The sequence below is a fragment of the Streptomyces sp. NPDC004126 genome (assembly GCF_050275515.1).
In the GTDB taxonomy this organism is placed as follows: Bacteria; Actinomycetota; Actinomycetes; order Streptomycetales; family Streptomycetaceae; genus Streptomyces.
Genome location: NZ_JBNNPF010000003.1, coordinates 1 through 4,987, shown reverse-complemented (window position 1 = coordinate 4,987; position 4,987 = coordinate 1). Strand labels below are relative to the sequence as shown.

The following is a 4,987-nucleotide window of genomic DNA, read 5'->3' as shown; positions in this document are numbered from 1 at the left end:
GTCGAAGGAGTGCTTGGCGGAGGATTCGAGGAGTCGTTCGGCGATCTGCTCGCGGCCCGGGACCGCCTGGTCCCGGGCGCCCCGGCGCGTGTCCGGTCAGGCGAGCGCGGCCACCTCGGGGTGGTCGGCCAGCCAGGCGCGGACCGCCTGCTGCTCCTTGCCCTTGCCCGTCTCCTGGATCTTCGCCTCCAGGCCGGTGAGCTGGGCCTCGGTCAGCTTGAACGAGCGCAGCCAGGCGGCGACCTCGGGCTCGTCGTCGGCGAAGCCCTTGCGGGTGAGGGTGTGGATGCCGTCGCCCTCGCCCCAGACGCCCTTGGGGTCGGCGAGTTTGGTCAGCTCGTAGGTGGAGTACGCCCAGTGCGGGGACCACAGGACGCTCACCACGGGTTCCTTCTTCTCGTAGGCCCGCTTGAGCTCGGCGAGCATGCCGGGGGTGGATCCGTCGACGACCTGGTACTCGCCTTCGAGTCCGTACTCCTTCAGGACCTTCTCCTTCAGTACGGACATGGCTCCGGCGCTGGGCTCGATGCCGATGATCCGGCCCTTGAACCGGGCTCCCTTGCCCTTGAGGTCCTCCAGGGAGCGCACGTCCTTGACGTAGGAGGGGACCGAGAGCTCGATGGAGGTGGGCCCGTACCAGGAGCCGAGGTCGTCCAGCCTGCTCCCGTACTTCTGCCAGTACTGCGCCTGTGTGACGGGCAGCCAGGCGTCGGTCTGGAGGTCGACCTGGCCGCCGGCGAGCCCGGTGAACAGCGCGCCGAGTTCCAGCTGCCGGGCGTCCACCTCGAAGCCGCGCCGTTCCAGCAGCTCCTTCCACAGGAAGGTGGAGGCGATGCCCTCGTCCCAGGGGATGTAGCCGATGCTGATCTTGCGGCCCTTGCCGGTGTTCTCGGCGCCGGTGGCGGTGGCCGGCGAGCCGGAGCCGCCGAAGGCGCTCAGTCCGCCGGCGACGAGGGCGAGGACGACGGCCGCGGTGACGGCGTACGCGGGCTGCGGTCGGTGGTTCCACAGCCGGGCGGTGCCGCTCGCGGCGGACCGGGCCAGGGCCTGCGCCCGGCGGCCGACCGGGGAGACCTGGCGGCCGAGGGCGCCGGTCATCCGGTCCAGGTACATGGCGAGGACGACGATGGACAGGCCCGCTTCGAAGCCGAGGCCGATGTCGACGCTGCCGATGGCCCGGTAGACGGCGCCGCCGAGTCCGCCGCCGCCGACCATGCCGGCGATGACGACCATGGACAGGCCGAGCATGATGACCTGGTTGACGCCCGCCATGATCGTGGGCAGGGCCAGGGGCAGCTGGACGCGTACGAGGGTGTCGCGCGGGGTGGTGCCGAAGGCTTCGGCGGCCTCGACCAGTTCGGTGTCCACCTGGCGGATGCCGAGTTCGGTCATGCGTACGCCCGGCGGCAGCGAGAAGACGATGGTGGCGATGATCCCGGGGACCACGCCGACGCCGAAGAAGATGATGCCGGGGATGAGGTAGACCATGGCCGGCATGGTCTGCATGAAGTCCAGTACGGGCCGCAGAGCGGCGCTGACCCGTTCGGAGCGCGCGGCCCAGACGCCCAGCGGGAGGGCGAACGCCAGTGTGACGAGGGTGGCGACGAGGACCAGCGACAGGGTGGCCATGGCTTCGTCCCACAGGGCCACGGAGTCCACGAGGGCGAAGGCGCCGAAGGCGAGGAGGCCCGCGAGAAGGCCGCGCAGCCACCAGGCGGCGAGGGCGAGGAGGCCGGCGAAGAGCAGCGGTGCGGGGGCGGACAGCACGGCGTTCACGCCGTCGTAGAGGCCCCCGACCAGCATGCTGACGGTGTCGAAGAGCCAGGACAGGTGGCGCTGGAGGAAGTCGACCGCGCTGTCGGCCCAGGCTCCGAGGTGCAGGCGGGGCATCAGGCTGCCACCTCCGCGCAGGCCATGGGGGGCCGCTGCTCGTCGCCGATGAAGGCGACGAGCCGGTCCTTGGGCACGGATCCGACGACGGTGCCGTCGGGGCCGGTGACGGCGACCGGGTGGGGGACGCGGGCGCTGACGGAGCAGAGGTCGGCGAGCGGGGTGCCGGCGCTGACGGTGGGGCAGCCGCAGGCCTCGGCGGGCTCGGCGGGCTCGTCCATGACGGCGTCGGCGGTCAGGACGCGGGAGCGGTCCACGTCCTGGACGAAGGAGGCGACGTACTCGTCGGCGGGGCGGGTGAGGATGTCCTCGGGGGTGCCCTGCTGGACGATCCGGCCGTCGCGCATGACGGCGACCCGGTCGCCGATGCGCATGGCCTCGTTGAGGTCGTGGGTGATGAAGACGATGGTCTTCTTCAGGGTCCGCTGCAGTTCGAGGAGCTGGTCCTGCATGTCGCGGCGGATCAGCGGGTCCAGGGCGCTGAAGGACTCGTCCATCAGGAGCAGGTCGGCGTCGGTGGCCAGGGCGCGGGCGAGGCCGACGCGCTGCTGCATGCCGCCGGAGAGCTCGTCGGGCCAGGAGTTCTCCCAGCCGCCGAGCCCGCACAGCGCGAGCGCCTCGGCGCCGCGGCGTTCGCGCTCGGCCCGGGGGACGCCCTGGACCTCCAGGCCGTAGGCGGCGTTGGCCAGGACGTCGCGGTGCGGGAAGAGCGCGAAGTGCTGGAAGACCATGGAGACGCGGGTGGAGCGGACGCGGCGCAGCTCGCGCGGGGTCAGCGCGGTGAGGTCCTCGCCGTCGAAGAGGATGCGGCCGGAGGTGGGCTCCAGCAGTCCGTTGAGCATCCGCAGGAGGGTGGACTTGCCGGAGCCCGACAGGCCCATGACGACGAAGATCTGGCCGGGCTCGACGCGGAACGAGGCGTCGATCACCGCCGCCGTGGTGCCGTCGGCGCGCAGCTCGTCGCGGTCGGCGCCGCGTTCGAGCGCGCGGACCGCGGCGGCCTGGCGGTCGGGTCGTCTGGCGAACACCTTGTAGACGTGCTCGGCCTGGAGCGTGGACACATACACCTCGCGGGTCGTACCGGGTCCGGTCCGCCGCCGGGGGCCGCGGGCCGGGGAGCGGGGCGGGATCGGCCCGCGCGGACCGCGCCGCTCCGGCCCACCGGCCGGAGCGCGTGGTTCCGCTCCAGCGGCCCGCATGCCCGGACTTCGCCTGCGCAAACGGTGAAGTGATCCAACTCACGTCGGAGGAGGGGGTGAGGTGCGTCAGCGGCCGGGCTGCCCGGGGGCCGGACCGGGGTCGGCCAGCATGGAGGTGCGCAGGTGGGCGAGGAGCCGGGTGAGGAGCCGGGAGACCTGCATCTGGGAGATGCCGAGGGCGGCCCCCATCTGGGCCTGGGTCAGCTCTTCGCCGAAGCGCATGCGGAGCATGGTGCGTTCGCGGTCGCTGAGCCGTTCCAGCAGCGGGGCCAGGGTCTGGATGTCCTCGACGAGCTCCAGGGCCGGTTCCTCCTCGCCCAGGACCTCGGCGAGGGTGTGGCCCTCGGCGGGGCCGTCGCCGTGCTCGGCGTGCGGGGCGTCGAGGGAGCCGCTGGTGTGCCCGTTGGCGGCGACCAGGCCCTCTATGACCTGCTCCTCGGTGAGGTCGAGGTAGGCGGCGAGGTCGCGGACCGTGGGCGAGCGGTCGAGCCGGATCGTCAGCTCCTCCTTCGCCTTGGCTATGTCGATGCGCAGCTCCTGGAGCCGGCGCGGGACGTGGACGGCCCAGGCGGTGTCGCGGAAGTGGCGTTTGATCTCGCCGGTGATGTACGGCATGGCGAGGGTGGCGAACTCGTTCTCGCGGGCCGGGTCGAACCGGTCGATGGCCTTGATCAGGCCGATGGTGCCGACCTGGACGAGGTCGTCGACGTCCCCGGCGGCCCCTTCGGCGCGGCCGCGGAAGCGGCGGACGGCGTACTGGACGAGCGAGGCGTTCATCTCGATCAGGGTGTTGCGCACGTACTGCCGCTCGGCGGTGCCTTCCTCCAGCTCTCGCAGCCGCCGGAAGAACGCCTTCGACAGCTCCCGGGCGTCCGCCGGAGCCACCTCGCGCGGCTCGTCGACGCGGGGCAGGCCTGCCGCACGGGCGGCGGCCCGGCCGCTCCGGCGGGGGCCGGGGAGGCGGGGAGCGGGGCTGCGGGGGCCGGGGGTACGGGCCTCGGCGAGGGCGGCGGTATGGGAATGGTGGGCGGGGACCGGCATGGGGGTTCGCTCCTTGGGCTGGTCGGCTTGCGGCGCGGGACCTTGACTGTCCTCGACTCTGGACCGATTCCGCTCACACGTCAAGAAATACCGGAAACACTTTTCGCGTCTTGTTCCGCGCGAAACACGTGCCGCATCATGGCGGGATGGGGAGCATGACACGCCGACAGAACTGGACATTTCTCACAAATCACGCGCGCGTCCTGGTGACCATCGCCCGGGACCCGGCGGCGCGGCTGAGGGATGTCGCCCTGGTCTGCGCGCTCACGGAGCGCACGGTCCAGGCGATCGTGGCCGACCTCGAATCGGACGGCTACCTGCGGCGCGCCCGCGACGGCCGGCGCAACCGCTACGAGATCTCACCGGGAGCCATGTTCCGGCACCCGGCGGAGGCGGGCGTGGAGGTGGCCGGCCTACTCGCCCTCCTGACCGGCGCCGTGCCCTCCGGGGGTTCAGGGGATGCCGTGCCCTCCGGGGGTGCCGGGAGTGACGGCGGCGCCGTGCCCTCCGGGAGTGACGGGGGTGCCTCGGAGGTCGTGGGTGCCGAGGGGGCCGCTGGGGCCATGGCGGGCGTGGGTGCCGAGGAGGGTGACGACCCCGGGGGTTTCGAGCCGGACTCGGGCGATGGCGACACCACGGGCGGCGAGCCGGCCTGGGGGGTGCGGGCCCCGTCGGGCCCGTCGGCCCCGGCCCGCCCCTGACGGGCCTGCGCAGCCCCGCCGGCGATCGACGCGCGGGAGGCAGGGCGGCAGGGCCCTGCGGCTTCGGGGCGGTCCTGAGGTCTGCGCAGCCCCGCCGGCGTTCGAGGCGCGGGGGTCTGGGGGCGGAGCCCCCAGGAAGGGGTCCGGGCGCAGCCC

At 72.9% G+C, this 4,987-nt stretch carries 4 protein-coding genes; 1 reads left to right on the top strand and 3 read right to left on the bottom strand.

Annotation, left to right across the window (positions count from 1 at the left end):
• Nucleotides 1-96: 96 nt before the first annotated feature.
• From ACQKM2_RS04050 to ACQKM2_RS04040, 3 genes are all read right to left on the bottom strand, one after another.
• The gene (locus tag ACQKM2_RS04050) at nt 97-1,890 is read right to left on the bottom strand and encodes an ABC transporter permease/substrate binding protein (protein ID WP_427706323.1); all 1,794 of its coding nucleotides are present in this window, start codon (nt 1,888-1,890) and stop codon (nt 97-99) included.
• Nucleotides 1,890-2,951 (bottom strand): quaternary amine ABC transporter ATP-binding protein, encoded by a 1,062-nt coding sequence (locus tag ACQKM2_RS04045; RefSeq protein ID WP_427706321.1) that lies wholly within the window; start codon nt 2,949-2,951, stop codon nt 1,890-1,892. The genes ACQKM2_RS04050 and ACQKM2_RS04045 overlap by 1 nt, the downstream gene beginning before the upstream one ends.
• A 204-nt stretch (nt 2,952-3,155) precedes the next feature.
• Nucleotides 3,156-4,130 (bottom strand): SigB/SigF/SigG family RNA polymerase sigma factor, encoded by a 975-nt coding sequence (locus tag ACQKM2_RS04040; RefSeq protein ID WP_427706319.1) that lies wholly within the window; start codon nt 4,128-4,130, stop codon nt 3,156-3,158.
• 206 nt (nt 4,131-4,336) lie between these two features.
• Between ACQKM2_RS04040 and ACQKM2_RS04035 the strand changes: the two genes are divergently transcribed.
• The gene (locus tag ACQKM2_RS04035; protein ID WP_427706317.1) at nt 4,337-4,831 is read left to right on the top strand and encodes a hypothetical protein; all 495 of its coding nucleotides are present in this window, start codon (nt 4,337-4,339) and stop codon (nt 4,829-4,831) included.
• Nucleotides 4,832-4,987 lie beyond the last annotated feature (156 nt).